This window comes from Streptomyces marispadix (assembly GCF_022524345.1).
Classification (GTDB): domain Bacteria; phylum Actinomycetota; class Actinomycetes; order Streptomycetales; family Streptomycetaceae; genus Streptomyces; species Streptomyces marispadix.
Genome location: NZ_JAKWJU010000002.1, coordinates 2,673,289 through 2,691,803 on the forward strand (window position 1 = coordinate 2,673,289; position 18,515 = coordinate 2,691,803).

Annotated in this window: 14 protein-coding genes and 1 pseudogene; 5 read left to right on the top strand and 10 right to left on the bottom strand. The window is 72.0% G+C overall.

Features of this window, described 5'->3' with window-relative positions; genetic code table 11:
• Positions 1-117 precede the first annotated feature (117 nt).
• Complete coding sequence (locus tag MMA15_RS11055; RefSeq protein ID WP_372498224.1) at positions 118-1,260, top strand: flavin-containing monooxygenase; 1,143 nt, start codon at positions 118-120, stop codon at positions 1,258-1,260.
• Here the strand turns inward: MMA15_RS11055 and MMA15_RS11060 are convergent.
• On the bottom strand, positions 1,257-2,129 hold the full coding sequence (locus tag MMA15_RS11060; protein ID WP_241058937.1) for an NAD(P)H-dependent oxidoreductase: 873 nt from the start codon (positions 2,127-2,129) through the stop codon (positions 1,257-1,259). The genes MMA15_RS11055 and MMA15_RS11060 overlap by 4 nt on opposite strands.
• A gap of 278 nt (positions 2,130-2,407) precedes the next feature.
• On the opposite strand from MMA15_RS11060, the gene MMA15_RS11065 reads away from it, so the two are divergent.
• Positions 2,408-3,349, top strand: coding sequence for a GlxA family transcriptional regulator (locus tag MMA15_RS11065; RefSeq protein ID WP_241063136.1), 942 nt, complete (start codon positions 2,408-2,410; stop codon positions 3,347-3,349).
• 102 nt (positions 3,350-3,451) lie between these two features.
• Here MMA15_RS11065 and MMA15_RS11070 read toward each other — a convergent pair whose 3' ends face one another.
• On the bottom strand, positions 3,452-4,816 hold the full coding sequence (locus MMA15_RS11070; RefSeq protein WP_372498335.1) for an MFS transporter: 1,365 nt from the start codon (positions 4,814-4,816) through the stop codon (positions 3,452-3,454).
• A gap of 241 nt (positions 4,817-5,057) precedes the next feature.
• Here MMA15_RS11070 and MMA15_RS11075 point away from each other — a divergent pair, with 241 nt between their 5' ends.
• Entirely contained in the window at positions 5,058-6,191 is a 1,134-nt protein-coding gene (locus tag MMA15_RS11075) for a GlxA family transcriptional regulator (RefSeq protein WP_241058938.1), read from the top strand.
• Positions 6,192-6,242: 51 nt separating this feature from the next.
• Here the strand turns inward: MMA15_RS11075 and MMA15_RS11080 are convergent, their stop codons facing one another.
• Both MMA15_RS11080 and MMA15_RS11085 read right to left on the bottom strand, forming a co-directional pair.
• The gene (locus tag MMA15_RS11080; RefSeq protein WP_277400978.1) at positions 6,243-6,731 is read right to left on the bottom strand and encodes an ATP-binding protein; all 489 of its coding nucleotides are present in this window, start codon (positions 6,729-6,731) and stop codon (positions 6,243-6,245) included.
• 409 nt (positions 6,732-7,140) lie between these two features.
• A complete protein-coding gene (locus MMA15_RS11085; protein WP_241058939.1) occupies positions 7,141-7,518 on the bottom strand; it encodes an STAS domain-containing protein in 378 nt (125 codons plus the stop codon).
• A 420-nt stretch (positions 7,519-7,938) separates the two neighbouring features.
• Between MMA15_RS11085 and MMA15_RS11090 the strand changes: the two genes are divergently transcribed.
• Both MMA15_RS11090 and MMA15_RS11095 read left to right on the top strand, forming a co-directional pair.
• Positions 7,939-8,604, top strand: a complete 666-nt coding sequence (locus tag MMA15_RS11090) for a sigma-70 family RNA polymerase sigma factor (RefSeq protein WP_241058940.1) — start codon at positions 7,939-7,941, stop codon at positions 8,602-8,604.
• 80 nt (positions 8,605-8,684) lie between these two features.
• Complete coding sequence (locus tag MMA15_RS11095) at positions 8,685-10,268, top strand: zf-HC2 domain-containing protein (protein ID WP_372498225.1); 1,584 nt, start codon at positions 8,685-8,687, stop codon at positions 10,266-10,268.
• 162 nt (positions 10,269-10,430) lie between these two features.
• Here MMA15_RS11095 and purU read toward each other — a convergent pair whose 3' ends face one another.
• The 6 genes and pseudogenes from purU to MMA15_RS11125 all read right to left on the bottom strand — a co-directional run bounded on the left by purU (position 10,431) and on the right by MMA15_RS11125 (position 18,337).
• Positions 10,431-11,363: a formyltetrahydrofolate deformylase gene (gene purU / locus MMA15_RS11100; protein WP_241058941.1), complete on the bottom strand. Its 933-nt coding sequence runs from the start codon at positions 11,361-11,363 to the stop codon at positions 10,431-10,433.
• Positions 11,364-11,424: 61 nt separating this feature from the next.
• On the bottom strand, positions 11,425-11,871 hold the full coding sequence (locus MMA15_RS11105) for an SCO4402 family protein (RefSeq protein ID WP_241058942.1): 447 nt from the start codon (positions 11,869-11,871) through the stop codon (positions 11,425-11,427).
• A gap of 196 nt (positions 11,872-12,067) precedes the next feature.
• Positions 12,068-13,888: a hypothetical protein gene (locus MMA15_RS11110; protein WP_241058943.1), complete on the bottom strand. Its 1,821-nt coding sequence runs from the start codon at positions 13,886-13,888 to the stop codon at positions 12,068-12,070.
• A 138-nt stretch (positions 13,889-14,026) separates the two neighbouring features.
• Positions 14,027-15,415 carry an NsdA family TPR-like regulatory protein gene (locus MMA15_RS11115; protein ID WP_241058944.1) on the bottom strand — a complete coding sequence of 463 codons (1,389 nt, stop codon included), beginning with the start codon at positions 15,413-15,415 and terminating at the stop codon, positions 14,027-14,029.
• Positions 15,416-15,715: 300 nt separating this feature from the next.
• Positions 15,716-16,632 (bottom strand): annotated as a pseudogene (locus MMA15_RS11120) (alpha/beta fold hydrolase).
• 1,009 nt (positions 16,633-17,641) lie between these two features.
• On the bottom strand, positions 17,642-18,337 hold the full coding sequence (locus tag MMA15_RS11125; protein WP_241058945.1) for an iron-dependent transcriptional repressor DtxR: 696 nt from the start codon (positions 18,335-18,337) through the stop codon (positions 17,642-17,644).
• Positions 18,338-18,515: the final 178 nt, after the last annotated feature.

Here is an 18,515-nt window from a genome sequence, read left to right on the forward strand (position 1 = left end):
ACGGCGCTGCTTCCGGTGCTGCTTCGGGCGGGCCGCGAACCCTCCCTTCCCGAACGCTCCCTTCCCGTGACTCTTCCGTGACGGGAGCACCGCGCCACCAGCACTAAGCTCTCGGGCATGCCCATGACCGACGACGGAGTCCCCGTCCACATCATCGGCGCCGGTCCCGGCGGCCTGGCCACCGCCGCGGCACTGCACGAGCGCGGCATCAGCACCGTCGTACTGGAGAAGTCCCCGTCGGTAGCCGCCTCTTGGCGAGCCCACTACGACCGGCTGCGACTGCACACCACACGCCGCTGGTCGGCGCTCCCCGGCCTTGAGATACCCCGCTCATACGGGCGCTGGGTCGCCCGCGACGACTTCGTCCGCTATCTGGAGAGCTACGCCGAGCACCACGGCATCGAGGTGGCCACCGGAGTCGAGGTCGACTCCGTCGAGCGCGACGGCACGGACTGGGTGCTGCACGCCAACGGGGGGCGGCGGCTGACCACCCCTGTCGCCGTCGTCGCCACCGGTTACAACCACACCGCGTACCTGCCGAACTGGCCGGGCCGCGAGGACTACGAGGGCGTGCTGCTGCACGCCTCCCGCTACCGCAACGCACGGCCCTTCGCGGGCAAGGACGTACTGGTCGTCGGCGCCGGCAACACCGGAGCGGAGATAGCCGCGGACCTCGCCGAGGGCGGCGCCTCCCGGGTACGGCTCGCGATACGCACCGTCCCGCACATCGTCCGCCGCTCCACGCTGGGCTGGCCCGCGCAGGCCAACGGCATCCTCTGCCGCCGCCTTCCCACGCGGCTCGTCGACCGCCTCGCCGCACGCATGGCCAGGCTGGCCGTGCCCGACCTGTCCGAACGCGGGCTTCCGCGGCCCGACACGGGCCTGTACACGCGGGCCCGCCAGGGCGCGATCCCCGTGCAGGACGTGGGGCTGATCGCGGCCGTACGGAAGGGAAGCGTCGAGCCCGTCGCCGCCGTGGAGTCCTTCGAGGGCGCGAAGATCCAGCTCGCGGACGGGTCCTCCGTGGCACCCGACGTGGTCATAGCGGCCACGGGCTACGGACGCGGCCTGGAGGACCTCGTGGGCGGACTCGGGGTGCTCGACGACGCCGGACGCCCGCTGGCACACGGCGGCCGTACCCATCCAGACGCCCCCGGGCTCTACTTCATCGGCTATACGAACCCGCTCAGCGGGATGCTGCGGGAGCTTTCGCTGGACGCGCGCCGGATCGCGAAGTCCGTCGCACGGGCCACCGCCTAGACGGCCTGCGCCGGGCGGGCGGAGGCTTCCGCGTCCGGCTGCGACGCGGCACCGCGGCCGCGGTCTATCCGGTGGACCGCGAGGCCCGCGGCCGACGGTTCGATGCTCTCTCGTAGCGTCAAGTCGCCGTCGTAGTCGCCTCCGTGCTCGCTGCGGTAGGCCAGCGGCTCGGCGTCCGGGAGGGTACGCAGCCGCTCACGCAGGGCACGTGCGTACCGGTCGCGTACGGGATCGGTGAGGCGGTCCGCGCCGTAGACGACGAAAGGCTCGTAAGGGGCCATGCCCGTGTACCAGAACGTGCCGTGCAGCATCGGCCAGAGCACGTCGTCGACGTGCCCGTGGATGCCGCGCGGGCCGAAGCCCGACTCGCGGGCGCCGACCGAGGTCACCACCAGTGCGCGCTTGCCCGCCAGGCCGCCCTCTCCATAGCGCAGGACACGCCCGTCCAGGCCGTGCAGCCCGAAGGCGAAGCCCTGGACGAGCACGCGGTCGAACCAGCCCTTCAGGATGGCGGGCGGCCCGAACCACCACATCGGGAAGTGGAAGACGAGGGTGTCGGCCCACTCGATCTTGCGCTGCTCCTCACGGACGTCGTCGCTCAACCTGCCCTCGGCGTACGCGAGTTCCTGCTCGGCGCCGATTCTCAGCCGGGGTGCCGGGGCGGGGCGGGCGGTGCCGGCCGTGCCGGGTGCCTCGCGGAGGCCGGTACGTACGTCGTCCGCGTCCAGGGCGGCCTTCCAGCCCATGGCGTACAGGTCGGAGACCACGGTCGCGTGGCCCTGGGCGCTGAGTTCGCTCAGGCCCTCGCGCATCAGGGAGGCGTTGAGGGAGCGCTGCTCGGGGTGGGCGAATATCCAGAGAACCTTCATGACTTCGATGCTGCGGGGCCCGTCATCACGCCACGAGTGGCCGGATGGCCGAGGTATGAAAGAATCTGGCCATGACCGTGGCCAAGGAAGCCGGGCGTCCGGGACCGCTCCAGGAGCCGGAGCCGGTGGCGGAGGCTGAGCCGGAGCGTGCGGCTCGCGCCCCAGCCTCCACCCCAGCCTCCGCCGCCGCCCGCTCGGCGGCCCCCTCCGCAGCCCGCTCCGGCCCGTTCCGGGACGACGGACGTCATCGCGTCGCCGTGCTGGTGCGCCCCGGTGTGATGCCGCTCGAACTCGGCCTCGTACACCAGCTCTTCGGTGCGGCCGGGGACCGGGAGGCAGGCGGCGGCCCGCTCTACGAGGTCGTCACGTGCGCGGTCGTGCCCGGCCCGCTCCGTACGAACGCCGACTTCACCGTCGACGTCGCCTACGGCCCCGAGGCGCTGGCGGAGGCGGACACCGTGATCGTCCCGGCGACCCACGAGGAGGACGCGCCGGAGACCACCGGGCGCCTCGATGCGCCCCTCGCCCGCGCGCTGGGCATGATCCGGCGCCCCGGCACACGTATCGCCTCGGTCTGCACGGGAGCCTTCGTACTGGCCGCCGCGGGCTGGCTGGACGGGATGCGGGCCACGACGCACTGGAAGTCCGCCGAGTCCTTCCGGCGGCTCTTCCCCCGCGTCGACCTCGATCCGGACGTCCTCTACACCGACGAGGGCGAGGTACTGACCTCGGCGGGCGAGGCCGCCGGAATCGACCTGTGCCTGCACATGATCCGCCGCGACCACGGCGCCGCCGTCGCGGGCGACGTGGCCCGTACGACCGTCGTGCCGCCCCATCGGGAGGGCGGCCAGGCGCAGTTCGTGCCCCGGCCGGTCGCGGAGCCCTCCGTGCGCTCCTCCACGGGGGCCGCACGCGCCTGGGCGCTGAGCCGTCTGGACCGGCCGCTGTCGCTGCGGGAGATGGCGGAGCAGGAAGCCATGAGCGTAAGGACGTTCACGCGGCGCTTCCGCGAGGAGGCCGGGATGACGCCCGGACAGTGGCTGGCACGTCAACGCGTCGAGCGTGCACGGGAGTTGCTGGAGGAGACGGACATGCCGGTCGACTCGGTCGCGGCACGCTGCGGGTTCGGCACGGGTGCGTCGCTACGGCAGCACATGCAGGCGGCGCTCGGCGTCTCGCCGCGCGCCTACCGCACGGCGTTCCGTGGACGGGGCGACTGAGACGGAGAGGGCCCGCCGGAGCGGGAGGGTGACCGGGACCGGGACCTGGGCCGGGCCCTCGGCGGGCGAGCGGGCGGTATGGCCGTCCGAACTGCCCTGCGGCTAGGCGCCCTTGACGGTTTCGCCCTCGGCACCGGCGCCCCCGGCCGCACCGGCGTTCACGACTTCCCCGCCAGTCGGACGTGCCCGTATCACCAGCGCCATCAGCGCGGCCGTGCCGCACAGGGCGCCCGAGGCCGTCCACGCCACGTCGTAGCTGCCGAAGGTGTCGCGCACCAGGCCCGTCAGATACGCGACGACGGAGGCGCCCACCTGGTGCGAGGCGAGGACCCAGCCGAAGACGATCGGGCCGTCGTCGCCGAAGTGGCGGCGGCAGAGGGCGATCGTGGGCGGGACGGTGGCGACCCAGTCGAGGCCGTAGAAGACGATGAAGAACAGCATCGACGGGCGCACGCTCTGCGCGAAGAGCATCGGCAGGAAGAGCAGCGACAGCCCGCGCAGCGCGTAGTAGACGGCCAGCAGCCTGCGAGCGTCGAAGCGGTCGGTGAACCAGCCGGACGCGACGGTGCCCACCAGGTCGAAGACGCCGATCACGGCGAGCAGCGAAGCGGCGGCGGGCACCGGCATGCCGTGGTCGTGCGCGGCCGGTACGAAGTGCACGCCGACCAGGCCGTTGGTGGACGCACCGCACACCGCGAACGTCCCGGCGAGCAGCCAGAACACCCTCGTACGGGCCGCGTCGCGCAGGGAACGCAGCGCTCGCCGCGCGGCACCCGGCGGCGCGGGCGGCGGAGTCACATAGTCCGGGCCCGCCCCGTAGGGCAGGAGACCGGCGTCCTCGGGGCGGTCGCGCAGCACGAGCAGCACCAGCGGCACCACGGCGAGGGCGGCGCAGGCCACGACGAGCGAGGCGGTACGCCACCCCGGACCCTCGGCGAGCAGCGCCACCAGCGGCAGGAAGACGAGCTGACCGGCGGCGCCGCCCGCGGTGAGGATGCCGCTGACCAGGCCCCGGCGGGCGATGAACCAGCGGCCGGAGACCGTGGCGGCGAAGGCCAGTGCCATCGACCCGGTGCCGAGGCCGACGAGGAAGCCCCAGCAGAGGACGAGCTGCCAGGTGGCGTCCATGAAGACGGTCAGCCCGCTGCCGGCGGCGATCAGCAGCAGCGCGGCGGAGACGATCCGGCGGATGCCGTAGCGCTCCATGAGGGCGGCGGAGAAGGGCGAAGTGAGGCCGTAGAGAAGGACGTTGACGGACACGGCCGCGGAGATGGTGCTGTGCGACCAGCCGAACTCGGCGTGCAGCGGATCGATGAACACGCTCGGGGCGGCCCGGAAGCCCGCGGCGCCGACGAGCGCCACGAACGACACGGCCGCGACCCACCAGGCGCGGTGCACACGCGGGAGGCGCGCAGGCGGTACGCGCGAACCCGGGAGAGGGGAGCCGCCGGTCCGGCGGGTGCTGATCGGTCCGGTGCCTGTCTCCCCGCTGCCGGTGGTGCCCGTGCCGGTGGTGCCGATGCCGGTGGTGCCGGTGGTGCCGGTGGTGCCGGTGCCGGTGGTGCCGGTGCCCGTGCCGGCGGGGACGGTCGCCGGGCTCCCCGCCTCGTCCGTCTCTTCGGTCCGCGAATCGCTCACGGGATCAGCCTCCGCCGGGCCCCGCGGTCGTACGAGTGGCCCGGAGGCCATGTTGTGCGAGGATCGGGCCATGAGCGCCACCACCGAGACGCAACCGACGACCCGGCGCACCGACGGCAGCGCCTTCCGCCACCCCGGGCGCCACCGTGTCGCCGTGCTCGTGCGGCACGGGCTGCTGCCGATCGAACTCGGCATCCCGCACCGGGTGTTCGGCCGCTCCTGGGACGAGCACGACAAGCCGCTCTACGAGGTGGTCACCTGCGCCGTGCGCCCCGGGCCGGTACGTACGGACGCGGACTTCACCGTCGACGTCGCACATGGCCCCGAGGCGCTGGCGGAGGCGGACACCGTGATCGTGCCGGCGTCGCACGAGCTGGACGAGCCGTACGCGGAGGGCCGGCTGGAGCCTCCCCTCGCCGACGCCCTGGCGCGCATCCGTCCGGGCACGCGCATCGCCTCGATCTGCACAGGGGCCTTCGTACTGGCCGCGGCGGGCCTGCTCAGCGGACGCCGCGCCACGACGCACTGGTCCTCCTGCGAGCGTCTTCAGCGGCTGCACCCGGACGTCGACGTCGATCCGGACGTGCTCTATGTCGCCGACGGCGACGTGCTGACCTCGGCGGGCGTGGCCTCCGGCATAGATCTGTGCCTGCACATGGTCCGGGAGGACTTCGGGGCTGCGGTCGCCAACTCCGTGGCACGCCGGACCGTCGTACCGCCCCATCGCGACGGCGGCCAGGCCCAGTTCATCGAGCGGCCCGTGCCGCAGCCGGGCGTGCACACCACCGGCACGGCACGCGCCTGGGCGCTGCGCAACCTGGAACTGCCCATCGGGCTACGGGAGTTGGCCGAGCAGGAGGCCATGAGCGTACGGACGTTCACGCGGCGCTTCCGCGAGGAGGTCGGCATGAGCCCGCAGGTGTGGCTCACGCGTCAACGCGTCGAGCGTGCACGGCAGTTGCTCGAAAGCGGCGGGCTGCCCGTGGAGAAGGTCGCGAGGGATGCGGGCTTCGGCTCGGCGTCGTCGCTGCGGCTGCACTTCCAGGCGGCGCTGGGGGTCTCGCCGAGTTCCTACCGGCGTACGTTCCGCGTCCGTTCGGCGAGCGCGGGCGCGGGCGCGGGGGGCGGCGGCGGCGCGGGCCGCGCCGGGAGCCGGGCCGGGGGCGTCACCGACGCACGCCCGCCGTCCCAAACCCCCGTCTGAGAACGCCGGCCGTGCCGGGACGGCCACCATGCGGTCCGTACCGGGTCCGTACTACGTCGGCACCGCACCGTTCCCGCCGCCCGCCGCGGAGAGGGAGTCGCAACCGTCCTTCGCGCAGGACGGACACGGCGCACGTTCCACCTCGCACCAGACGAGCTTGCCGAGGCCCTCGCACTGCCAGCCCCAGCGGTCCGCGAGCATCGCGACCAACTCCAGGCCGCGGCCGTGTGTTTCGTCGTCGTGTGCGTGCCGCTGCCGGGGGGTGCGGGTGCTCAGGTCCGCGACCTCCACGCGTACGGTCCCCGAGACGTGAAGTCCGTTCAGCAGCACTCGCAGCACGGACGGAGTGCCCGCGTGCACTACGGCGTTGGTCACCAGCTCCGAGACCAGCAGCACGATCTTCTCCGCCGCGCCGTCGTCGCCGATACCGCAGTCGGCGAGCCGCGCACCGACCCACCTGCGTGCGCGCCCCACTTCCGCCGGGTCCGCTCCGATCTCCAGTCGCATCTGGAGCGCCCGCACCGCTGCCGCCGTCCGCATCGGCAAGCACATCACCTCATGCTCTCGACGGGTCACGGATCGTGACCCCGTGGGAGAACAGCATGATTGACGTCCTGTTCCGGCAACAAGAGCTTCAGGCATATTCCGGCACAAAGGAGTAGTGGTGCTGCATACTGCGCGACAATGCGCGGGGGTGCGGTGGTTTCGCAGCAAGTCCCGAACGGGGACGCATGGTTGACGACGGCCCCGGCGGCGCGGACACGGGCGCGAGGGGCAGTGCGGGGCGGCGCAGGCGGAGCATACGGAGGTAGCGCGGTCGTACGCGCCTCGTGCCGGAGACCGAGTACGGCCAGGCACGGCCAAGTACGAGAAGGCCGAACACCGGACGCCGATTGCCGGGCGGACACATGCCGGGCGGCCAAGCGCCGGGCGGCGGAAGCGCCTTGCGTCAGGCCGAGAGCGGACCCGCCGCGGCCTGCCGGGTGGCGCTGGGAAGGTCCGGATAGCAGTCGAAGAGGCGGCGCACGCCGAGTGCCGCCAGCACACGGTTCACATGGGAGCCGTCCTCGGCGCCCTGAGCGGGCAGGATGAGTCTCAACTGCCCTGCGCAGGAACGCATCAGCCGTCTCGACGCGATCAGGACGCCGACACCGCTGGAGTCACAGAAGAGCACCTCCGAGAGATCGAGGACCAGACTCCGCCGCCCTTCGGCGACCGCGTCGTGTACGTGCTGCCGCACGGCAGGCGAGGTGACCAGATCCATCTCTCCGGAGACCCGGAGAACGGCCCACTCCCCTCGTTCCTCCTCCGACACCTTCAACGACACGTCCTCGCATCCCCTTCGCTCGACTACACCTGCCTGGGTCCTGCGCTTAACGGAATGAGTCCTTCCTAGTGCGGCTGCCCGGCCCCCAACGGTCAAAACGAGCCAGTCACCAGAGCCTATGCGCACGCAGGCCGCTCCTCCCCCGCAATGGTCGCAGTCATACCCGCATAACTCCCGGGCAATTTCAGGTGTGATCGCGGCTCGGCACAGCCTGAGCAATATCGCAACGTGACGAGATCGACACCATCAGCGATCAGCACTGGAGGCACATTGCCGCAAAGAGGCGTGCGTTGTCAGCCCCTCGCACTACATTCGACGTGCCGGGTCGCGGACGGGGATCTCGACGGAAGCGTGAGGACAGCGCCGTCGGACCGCGACCTGCGGGGGCCACGAGCGGCACGGACTGGGCTGGGAGTCACGATGGCGAACGACACACCACCGCGCTGGGACCGGAAGATGCAGCAGCGTCTCGCACGGGGTGAGGCCGCCGCCCTGGGCGAGTTGTACGACCGTTTCGCTTCGCTCGTGCACAGTCTTGCCCACCGTGTGCTCGACGACGAGACCGCGGCCGACCATGCCACTCGTGACGTCTTCGGCCATATCTGGGAAAACCCCGATGCGTACGACCCGAAGAGCGGTCCGATGCGCTCCTGGATCGCGGAGGTCACGCAGGAAATCGCCACCGGGCGTTTACGCAGAAGGCACCGCGCGGAGGGTGTGCGTTCCACCGGGGCACCGGAGACTGCGGGCTCTGCGGAATCCACGGAGACCGCCGGCTCGCCGGACTCCGGAAGACCGGCCGAATCCCCTGAGCGGCGGGAGCAGTTGGAAGCGATCGAGGAGAAGGTACGGGCCGCCTCGACGGCCGCACGCGCCGACTACATCGTCACGTCCATGCCGTCGTCGCTGCGTGCCGCGCTGGAGCTGACGTACTTCCAGCGCCGCGACTACCGCCAGACGGCACGGCAGTTGGGCGTCACCGAGGACGAGGCACGACGACGGCTGCGGCTGGGGCTCCAGTTGCTGTCATCGGCGGTGAGCCGCCCGGAGCCCACGCAGCCGAGCGCTCACGGACGTACGCGGTGACGGGGTCGCGCGGACGCTTCACAGGCGGCAACGGCGATACGGGGGACGGCGGTCGGGGACCGAGAAGCGACGGCCGGGGTGTGCACGACCGGGACACGAGCGGCGGCGGTCAGGGCGACGGCCCGCGCGCCGCCGACGACCGGGACGGCGAGCGCATACCGGCGGCACACGTCGCGAACGGCACGGGCAGCCCGGACGACAAGACAGACACGGACGGCAAGGGCGACACCGACGCCACGGGCGGCAAGGAGACGCGCCCCGGCGAGCAGCCCGCAAGAGAGTCCCCCGAACAGCCCACCGCTGAACGGGAGTTGACCAGGCAGCCACCCGCCGGACGGGAGTCGACCGAACAGCAGCCGGCCGGTCAGCCGTCCGCCGTGGAGCATGACGGGGAGCAGTTCGACCATCGCGTGCTGAAGTCCCTGCTCGGCGCCTGGGCGCTCTCCGCCTGCTCCCCGGAGGAGACGGCCGCCGTAGAGGGGCATCTGAGCGACTGCGGCACATGCGCCGAGGAGGCGCTGCGGCTGCGGGACGCCGTAGGGCTGCTGCACCCCGAGGACAGCCTCGACCTGGACCCCATGCTCCGTTCGCAGGTGCTGAGGGGCTGCATGGTGCGGCGTGCACCGCGCATCCCCGTCCCCGACTGGGCCTCCCCCTACGACGCGGAGACCGCCCGACTCGACGCCCTGCTGCGGGACATGGCGGACGCCGAATGGCTCGCGCCCGTCATGCTGCGCTGGTTCGACGGATCGCGGCAGGCGGAGCGGGAGACCACGGTCGGAGGGGTCATCGCACATCTGCTGGCCGCCGACGGCGTCGTCGCCACCGCGCTGGGTCTGCCCGACCCGCTGGACGCCCGGGACGCCGACGCGGCGAGGTCCATCGCACAGGCCGGGAGTGCCGGACAGCCGCCCGCCGACGGGGACTTGAAGGGGCCCGTCGCCGCGCCCGGCACCTCAGCCGCAAGACCCGGCGCCCGCCACGCGCCGCACGGACCGCATGAGCCGACCGCGCCTGGTGCACGGCATGTGCCTCATGCCCCGGCCGCCCGCACCGAGCAGTACTGGCGTTCCGAGCGCGACGCGCTGCGTACTCCGGCAGCCCGTGAGCCATGGCGGGAGCAGGGCCGCGCCATGGTCCGTACGGTCTCCTTCGCGGGCAGCGGCGTCGCCGCACTCGACGTGGACTACGGCGACTTCGCGCTCCCCGTGCGCGACGCGATGCTCGACCGCGCCTTCGAGTGCTGGATGCACGCCGAGGACATCGCGGATGCCATCGACTATCCGTACACCGCGCCGCAGGGCGAGCACATGCATCACATGGTCGACCTGGCCGCACGGCTGCTGCCCGGCACGATCGCCTGGCGCCGCCGTACGGGCCTGTCCGGAGCGCCGCACCGGCTGACCACCGCGGGCGCACCGGGGCGTGCGCTCCACCTGGAGGTGGAGGGGGACGGCGGAGGCGACTGGTACATCCCGCTGGACTCCCCCGCTGCGGCCGTGCGCCCGGAGGACACCGTGGCCCATGTGGCCCTGGACCGCTACGAGTTCTGCCAGCTCGTCGCCGGTCACGTGCAGCCGCTGGAGGCCGCGGCGGGGCAGGACGGGGACCGTGAGGCGGTGCGGGACGTGCTGTTCGCGGCGGCCTCGCTCTCCCGGATGTGACCCGGAAGCAGCCCCGGTGACGCGGCCCCGGACGTAACGGAAACCGAAGATGACGGCTAGCGGAGGTGACGGCGACCGAGCGTGACGGCCGAACTCGCCCGCTCCGCCGGGCAGTCGAAGCCGCCGCCGAGCCCGCCGGAAGTCGGCCGTCCGCAGGTGTCGTCAGGCGAAGACGACGGTTCGGTGCCCGTTGAGCAGCACCCGGTGCTCGCTGTGCCACTTGACCGCACGCGCGAGCGCCTGGCACTCGACGTCCCGGCCGACCGCCACGAGTTGCTGCGGCGTCGCCTCGTGCCCCACGCGCTCGACCTCCTGCTCGATGATCGGGCCCTCGTCGAGTTCCGCCGTCACATAGTGCGCGGTCGCGCCGATCAGCTTGACGCCGCGTGCGTGCGCCTGGTGGTAGGGCCGTGCGCCCTTGAAGCTCGGCAGGAAGGAGTGGTGGATGTTGATGATCCGGCCGGAGAGCTGCTTGCAGAGGTTGTCGGAGAGGACCTGCATATAGCGGGCCAGCACGACGAGTTCGACGTTCTCCTCCTCGATCAGGCGCAGCAGCCTGGCCTCCGCCTCCTGCTTGCTCTCCTCGCTGCCCTTGGTGACGGGGATGTGGTGGAAGGGCACGCCGTACGAAGCTGCCAGCCCCTCGAAGTCGGTGTGGTTGGAGACGACGGCAGCGATATCGACCGGGAGTGCGCCGCTGCCGGAGCGGAACAGCAGGTCGTTGAGGCAGTGGCCGAAGCGGCTGACCATGAGGACGACGCGCATGCGCTCACCGGCGGGATGCACCTGCCAGTCCATGTGGAAGGAGTCGCCGACCGCCGAGAAGCTCGCGCGCAGCTTGTCCACCGTCACACCGGGGTCCGCGGAGAAGTGGACGCGCATGAAGAACAGTCCGGTGTCGCGGTCGCCGAACTGCTGGCTGTCCTCGATGTTGCAGCCGGTCATGAAGAGATAGCTCGACACGGCGTGCACGATGCCCTGCTTGTCCGGGCAGGACAGCGTCAGTACGTACTCCTCGCGCTTCCCGTCCCGTACGTCTCCCCGGGCGGCCGGGCTGTGCTGGGTGCTGACGGCATCGTCGTGCGGCTTGCTCATGGGGTAAGCCTTGCACAGGCCGCGGACCGGTCCCGACCGTGCTCAGACCTTCCGGCCGTGCTCAGACGGAGTGCAGCATGATCGCCAGCACGTCGAGCGAACGCGGCGGCTCGTCCGGGTCCTCGCCGTCGTTGGTCGCGAGCCGTACATGTGCGTCACGCGCGGCCCGTACCGCCTCGGACCAGCCGTGGTGCTCCATGTACGAGGCGACCGGCGCGTCGGCGCCGACCTGGTGCATGATGCGCAGCACCCGCAGCACCGCGGTGTCGACGAGGGCGGCCTCCTGCGAGTCGCGGAAGATCGTGCCCACGTACTTCTCGGCGGACCAGTTGTCCAGCCATGTGTCCTCGACCAGGCGGTAGACCGCGTCGGTCACGTCGCCGTAGCCGGGGCGGCCCGTCGCCCAGCACTCCTGCTGGAAGGCGGGATCGGAGAGCATGTGCAGCGCCGAGCGCACGTTGCTGCGCCAGCGCCACCAAGGCATGTCATGGACGGGCATGGCACCCATGGTGGTGGACCGGGGGGTGCGACGGGAAGCCCTCGCCGGATTCGGCTCTGCGGGGGCCCGCCGTCCGGAAGCCTTCTGCTCGGAAGCTTGCTGCATGGTTCACGACCATACGTTCATCTCCGAAGGGCTTCGTCCGCGGGCCGGTACGGGGGCGGACGCGGGGCAGCCGGAGGCGGAGGCCCCTCATCCGCCGAGGTCAGAGCTGGCCGACCTGCCGCTGCTTCAGCCCGTACTTCTTCGCCGTCGGGTTCCACAGCCCGGCCGCCTGCTTCTTCGCGGCCGTCGCCTCGCCGCTGGCGCGTGCGCCCAGGCCGACGTGGGCGGTCGGACGCGCCTTGCCCTTTCGGCAGCCCTTCTTGCCGGCGGTCTGGTCGGCCCAGGCCGCGTAGTGGTTGTCGGCGGACGCGGACGCCTTCCAGCCGCGGGTCAGCGCCGACTTCAGCTCGGCCTGGCCGGGAATCTTGTCCGTCTTCAACTGGCCGAGGCGGGCGACGAGGCTGTTGCGCTGCCCTGCGGCGGCACGCAGATCGCGTGCCGAAGGGCCCAGCTTCTTGCAGGACTTGATGTTCTCCACGGAACGGATCACCGTGGCGCGGCTGTTGTTGCTGTCGTCGAGGAGCTTGTCCAGCTCCTTCGCCTGCGCCTCCACGGGGTCGGCCCCCGCGGACTTCTCACCCGCGGGCGCCGCGGAGGACTCGTTCTTGGGCTTCGCGCCCTTCTCCTCGTCGCCGCTCATCGCGGCGCCCGCCACCATGCCCACACCGGCTACGACCACTACGGCCACGGCGACCAGGATTCCGGGCGACATACGGGAGAGCGTGCTGCGCTCGGCGTTGCGGCGAGCGGCGCGGCCCTGCGGCAGGTCGGCGGGCGGCTGGCCCTGGCCGTACGCACCGGGGGCGCCGGACGCGCCGGGCGCGTTGGGGCCGGGGACCGCGGGGCCGCCGGACTTGCCGAGACCGCCCACCCCGCCGCTGCGCTGACGGGCCACCGCACGGTCGAAGATCGGCAGGCTCTGCGTGGAACCGGGCTCGCCGGAGGAGCCGTCGGCCGCGCCCTGGCCCGAGCCCGGCTCCGAGCGGAACAGGCTCTCGAAACCGGCAGGGGGCCGCGGCTGCTGCCCGGACTGCTGTGCCTGACCGCCCTGGCCGCCTGGCGACGCCTCGGGCGGCAGCGGCGTACGGAGCTGAGCCGTCGACTCGGGATCGCGCACCGGCGCCTGGCCGGTCTGCGGAGGCAGCATCTGCGTGGCGTCGGCGTCCGCTGCGGGCGCGGACGCCACGGGCGGCGCATGGCCCGCCGGGAACTGCTCCGGGCCGGGCGGCGCACCGGGGACCGGCGGAATGTACTGCGTGGCGTCCGTTGTCGACGCCGAGCCGGGCGCGGGCATCGGCCCCGCGGCGGCCTGGCCGAACTGCTGTGCACCGGGCGGCTGTTGGTCCCGCGTCGGCTGTGCACCCGCGTAGAACGACTGGGCGCCCTGCGGGGGCTGCACCGCAGACGGCCCGGCGCCACCGGACGCGGGCGGCTGCACGGGCGGAAGCGGAAGGTCCGCGGGAGGAAGGTCCGCGGAGGGAAGCACCCCGGAGGAGGGGGAGACGGACGGCGGCGCGGAGCCGCCGCCGTGTCTGCCGCCCGGGGCTTCCGCCGTCTCCGCGCCGAACCCGGAAAGCGGCTGCTGGGGCGAGTGCCCAGGGGGATTCTGGGGCGAGTGCTGAGGCGAACTCTGCGGCGAGTACTGGGCCGGTACGGTCGGCGGCTGCTCCGGCGGAGGCGGAGGCAGCGGCGTCTGCGCCGCCGAGGGCAGCGAAGGCGCCCCGGCTCCGCTCCCGGAGGCCACCGCGGCCTGCGACTCGGGACCCCAGGGCTCACCCCAGGGCTGCCCGGCGGGCGGCTGCCCGTGCGTCTGAGCGACCTGGCGCTGCTGCTCGGGAGTCCACGGGTCGCCGTTCGCCGGCAGCACGACACCCTCGTAGAGGGGCGGGTCGCCCTGTCCACGTCCGCTGTGCGCTGTCACCGGGACTCCTCGATCGATCAACCGACTGTCAGAACCGTCGGGTCACGCTACCGGGTGCCCCGGATGAGCGACCACGCACCTGAGGCGGCGACACCAAGCCTTCACCTGGATCTGGAACAGACCGGCGCATACCGGCACTTACGGGGCGGCCGACGCCTCCGCTCGCGCCGTGAATTCGCGCACGACCGGCTCCTTCACAAAAGGCGCAAGTCGCCGCCGGAAGTCCTCCAGGTACTCGACTCCGCGCCCCGAACGGAGAGTTGTGAGCAGTTCCACGGCTTTTGCACCGGTATCGCATGCGTGTTCAAGCTCACGTTTCTCGAGTTGTGCGGACGCCAGCAGGAACATGCCGATGGCCCGCCGCCGCACCCTGCTCTCCGGGTGGCCCCGCAGCGATTCGGCAGCCTGCTCGGCCGCCTCGCGCGGACGCCGCAGATCCCGGTGGCAGTGCGCCAACTCGTCCGCCAGATACGCCTCGTCGAAGTGGGCGATCCACACCGGATCGTCGCCCGGGTCCGCCGCCGCGGCACGCTCCATCGCCCTGCGCGCCCTGCCCGCCGCCTCATGACAGGCCCGTACATCGCCCATCAGCGCATGCCCCCGCGCCTCGGCGGCGCAGAACATCGCCTCGGTACGCGGAGTCGCCTGCCCCCGTGCGCCCTCCTGCGCGGCACGGGCCAACTGGGCCGCCTCGTGCGCGTTTCCGAGGGACGCCGTCAGATGGCTCATGCTCGCCGCCAGCACGTAACCGCCGTACGCACGGTCTCCCGCCGCCTGCGCCAGCCGCAGCGCCTGGATGTAGTGGCGCTGTGCCAGGCCGGGCAGCCCGGTGTCCACCGCCATGTAGCCCGCGAGTTCGGTGAGCCGTGCGGCGGCGGCGAACAGCGAACGCCCCACCGCCTCCCGGTAGGAGCCCGTGAGCAGCCCGGCGACCACGGAGTTGAGGCAGTGCACGACGACGGGACGGACATGCCCGCCGCCGAAGCGGTGGTCGAGCTGGGACAGCGAGTCGGTGGTCGCCTGCACGGCCGTCACGTCCGGCATGCCGACGCGCGCCCCCGTGCTGCGTGCGACCTGCCCGTCGGGCGGGGTGATCAGCCAGTCGCGGCTCGGTTCGACGAGCACGGACGAGGCGACGGCGGCACCCTCGAAGGCGCCGCGCCTGCCGACGTCGCTGCGCCACAGCTCACATGCCTGCTCGACCGCTCCGGCGGCCGTGGGCGCGAAGTGCAGCCCCACACCAGTGGATTGACCACGCACGTCGGCCATGCCGATCTCGTCCAGCGTGACCGCACGCCCCAGCTCGCGCCCGAGGGCCTCGGAGATCAGCGCTGGTGCGCGCCCGCGCGGCTGCTGTCCGCGCAGCCACCGGGCGACGGACGTCTTGTCGTAGCGCAGGTCGAGCCCGTACTCCAGGCCACAGAGGTTCACGCGCCGTGCGAGACCGGCGTTGGAGCATTCGGCTTCCTGGAGGAGCCCTTGCAGCTTCTCGTTGGGCTGCCGGGCGACCAGAGGCCGGGCGGCCATGGATCCCCCTCAGGTCGACATCGGATGACCACTGCCCAGGACATATGCCCGTGTCCGCGTCGGCACACCGCTCAGCGCGCCACGCACCGCAGTGTCCAAGTACCCGTCACGCCCGGCCTGTTGCGTGTGCGCCCCTGCTGTGCCCCCGTGCGCCCTCGGACGCCGGGCGACGGACGGATGGTCCCTACCGGCCACCGGGACCCCTCCGGGGCCGACCACCACACCTGTCCGGCGCGCACCCGGGCGCGTGGCAAGTGACTTGCTACGTAAGGGACTTGAGCGCCGGTGCCTCAGCGTGCCTCAGCCGTCCGCCGGCAGCACCGCCTGAAGGAACGGTTCGACCACGCGGCGCCAGTCCGACGGCTGGTCGAGATGCATGAGATGACCCGCTTCCGGCACCTCCGCGTAGATGCCGCGCGGCAGCACCCGCACCATCTCCTGCGCCTCGGCCCGGCCCAGTTCGCCGTCGATGCCCCGTACGACGAGCGTCGGGCAGACCACGCGCGCCAGTTCGTCCCAGTGGGCGTCGTGCACCCACGCCTCACGCACGGCGAGCATCTGCCGCCGGGAGAAGACCGGCCACCAGCCGTCGTCCCGCTCCGTCATCACCTCGGCGAAGAAGTCGCCCCTCGACGGAGTCGGCCGCTCCAGCGCTGGGTCCTCCTCGCCGAACCATCTGCGTACGTCGGCGAGCGTCGCGAAGGGCACGGGCCACGACTTGAACCACTCCTCCCACTCGCGCTGCGACTGCTCCCCCAGCGCCGACGCCTTCATGTCGCAGATGATCAGCGCATGTACGAGGTCGGGCCGCTTCGCGGCGAGCTGCCAGGCCGTCAGGGCGCCCATGGAGTGCCCCACGAGCGCCACGGGGGCCAGCCCCAGCGTCTCGATGGCCGCTTCCGCGTCGGCGACGAACTTCTCGCGTGCGTAAGGGTCTTGGCCGTCGTCCGCGGCGGGCTTCGCGCTGCGCCCGTGGCCGCGCTGGTCGAGGCCCACCGCTCGATAACGGCCCGACAGCCAGCGGGCGGTGTCGGCCCAGTGGGACGCGCGCCCCATCAGCCCGTGCAGCAGCAGCACCCCTTCGAACACGTCGGGGGCCTGCTCTCCGGGGCGCCGTCGCCGGCCTCCGCTTCCGGGCGGCACTTGGGCAGATCGGAGAACTCCCATGCCGCGAGCCGGACTCCGTCCGAACCGGTCACGTCGAGCCGTCGCACCATACGCTCCGACACCCCCATTCCTTCTGAACGCTCCTCCACGCTATCGAACTTCTATTCGAACGCGCCGCAGTCCAGCGGAAACCCCTACTTTCGAGTGACTGTTCTCAAGGGTTGACCGACGGGGTCGTGGAAAGACAGCTACCGGGAGGAGGGCTGACCCCGAGAGCTCGGGGCTCTGGGTCGCCCCAGGGGGAAAAGGGGAGGCGGGGCCCCGGCAGCCCAAGGCGCCGGGGCCCTTGTCATGCCGGGGGCCCTTGTCATGCCGTACGGAAGGGTCCCGGCGTAACGGGCGGCCCCGCCGCACGCAGAGGCCGAGCCCTACGGCAGCAAGTCCCGCACCGGCGGGCGCCGTTCGAGGCCCGGGTCTCAAGTGGGCGTCGCCGCAGCGCCGTTCGGCTCTCCCGGGCGGCACCGGCCCGTGTGCCGTCCGCAGTTCTCCCGCACCGCCGACCCGCTCGGCCAGCACAGCGCCTGCTGCGCGTACTGCGCGATCCATCGACGGCTCCCCTCCACCCGTACCTAGGCGTGGCATCAGCGTGGCACGCCGTGTCCCCGGGCACTCGGTCTACCGTAACTTTCGTACCCGCAGGGCCCTTTGGGAAGATGTTCCGCTTTCAGTCCGGCCGCACTTGCCCGTCGCAGATGAGGCTGACCTGCTGACAGCGCGTCAGGGCTCCGGCGGAAAGTTTTTCCGCCCGCGTGCGCCGGGTCGCTCACGCTGCGGGCGGATTCACGCACCGACGAGCGCCCGGCGCGCGCCTCGGCTGTCACGCCGCGACGGCGCGGGCACGTGTGATTCCGGGTCAACGGCCGCCCCCCGGGCCGTACTTCGGAAGGGCCGTACTTCGGAAGGGCCCGTCCGGAAGGACACGTCCTGAGGACGGCCGTCCGTCCTGTTCGCGGACCCAGCGGGAAGGGCATGCGGACCGGCCGATGTCAGATCGACCCGAGCCGGATCGACCCGAGCCGGATCGACCGGAGCCGGATCGACCCGGGGCGGAGGCACCGGTCAGCGGCGGGCCACGAAGACATGGGCAGCGATGTCCGAGTCCAGTTCGGCCGCCTCGCCGCTGCTGCCGATCTGCACGCCGCCGGTCGCACCGGCGTTGACACTCACCACCGCGCCCGGCTGCACACCCGCGCGACGCAGCGTGTACATCAACTGCGAGTCCATCTGGATCGGTTCGCCGATGCGGCGCACGACGACCGTCTTCGCGTCGCCGCCCGCCTTCAGATCGGTCAGGCTGACCATCCCGTCGTCGAGGAAGGACTCGGCCTCAGCCTGCTCGCCCAGCTCCTCCAGACCGGGAATCGGGTTCCCGTACGGCGACTCCGTGGGGTGGCGCAGGAGTTCGAGCACGCGGCGCTCCACCGCCTCGCTCATCACATGCTCCCAGCGGCACGCCTCCGCATGCACCTGCTCCCACTCCAGGCCGATCACGTCCACCAGCAGGCATTCGGCCAGCCTGTGCTTGCGCATCACGCGCGTGGCGAGCCTGCGGCCCTCGTCGGTCAGCTCCAGATGACGGTCCCCTGCGACCTTCACCAGGCCGTCCCGCTCCATGCGTGCGACGGTCTGGCTCACCGTCGGCCCGCTCTGGTCGAGGCGTTCGGCGATACGGGCACGCATGGGGACGACGCCTTCCTCCTCCAGCTCCAGAATGGTGCGGAGATACATCTCCGTGGTGTCGATCAGTCCGGACATGCGCGTGCCCCTCGTCAGTCGTGCCGGCCGTGGCCCTGCCTTCAATTCTGACGCATGGGACCGACAACCGTCCCTCCCTGTACTGATTGCGCCCTTGACAGCAGAGTGGTCCAGACCTCTAACGTGATCGCGGCCTGACGCCCGGTGACGACCCGGGCCCGCGCCCGGCCCATTCGAC

Bases quoted from the DNA above. Each gene is read 5' to 3' on its own strand.
- MMA15_RS11055 (WP_372498224.1), top strand. From the start codon at position 118: ATGCCCATGACCGACGACGGAGTCCCCGTCCACATCATCGGCGCCGGT.
- MMA15_RS11065 (WP_241063136.1), top strand. From the start codon at position 2,408: ATGCCGCTCGAACTCGGCCTCGTACACCAGCTCTTCGGTGCGGCCGGG.
- MMA15_RS11060 (WP_241058937.1), bottom strand. From the start codon at position 2,129: ATGAAGGTTCTCTGGATATTCGCCCACCCCGAGCAGCGCTCCCTCAAC.
- MMA15_RS11125 (WP_241058945.1), bottom strand. From the start codon at position 18,337: ATGTCCGGACTGATCGACACCACGGAGATGTATCTCCGCACCATTCTG.
- MMA15_RS11075 (WP_241058938.1), top strand. From the start codon at position 5,058: ATGAGCGCCACCACCGAGACGCAACCGACGACCCGGCGCACCGACGGC.
- MMA15_RS11115 (WP_241058944.1), bottom strand. From the start codon at position 15,415: ATGGCCGCCCGGCCTCTGGTCGCCCGGCAGCCCAACGAGAAGCTGCAA.
- MMA15_RS11105 (WP_241058942.1), bottom strand. From the start codon at position 11,871: ATGGGTGCCATGCCCGTCCATGACATGCCTTGGTGGCGCTGGCGCAGC.
- MMA15_RS11090 (WP_241058940.1), top strand. From the start codon at position 7,939: ATGGCGAACGACACACCACCGCGCTGGGACCGGAAGATGCAGCAGCGT.
- purU (WP_241058941.1), bottom strand. From the start codon at position 11,363: ATGAGCAAGCCGCACGACGATGCCGTCAGCACCCAGCACAGCCCGGCC.
- MMA15_RS11080 (WP_277400978.1), bottom strand. From the start codon at position 6,731: ATGCGGACGGCGGCAGCGGTGCGGGCGCTCCAGATGCGACTGGAGATC.